The sequence below is a fragment of the Herbaspirillum sp. WGmk3 genome, from assembly GCF_023952535.1.
Classification (GTDB): domain Bacteria; phylum Pseudomonadota; class Gammaproteobacteria; order Burkholderiales; family Burkholderiaceae_D; genus Herbaspirillum; species Herbaspirillum huttiense.
Genome location: NZ_JAKYWT010000161.1, coordinates 1 through 235 on the forward strand (window position 1 = coordinate 1; position 235 = coordinate 235).

General features: G+C 46.0%; 1 protein-coding gene. It reads right to left on the bottom strand.

Going from position 1 to position 235, the window contains the following annotated elements; translation table 11 throughout:
- Positions 1-213, bottom strand: a 213-nt coding sequence (locus tag MKD49_RS26295) for a LexA family protein (protein WP_371925529.1), incomplete at its 3' end; no start/stop codon positions are given.
- Positions 214-235 lie beyond the last annotated feature (22 nt).

The window sequence follows — 235 nt, forward strand, 5'->3', positions numbered from 1 at the left end:
CTTGGAGCCTGTTGGTGCGGTCATGGAATTACCTTCAACCTCAAGCCAGAATGCAGAATCACTGGCTTTTTTGGTTGTGCTTACCCATCTCTCCGCATCACCTTTGGTAAAGGTTCTAAGCTTAGGTGAGAACATCCCTGCCTGAACATGAGAAAAAACAGGGTACTCATACTCACTTCTAAGTGACGGCTGCATACTAACCGCTTCATACATCTCGTAGATTTCTCTGGCGATT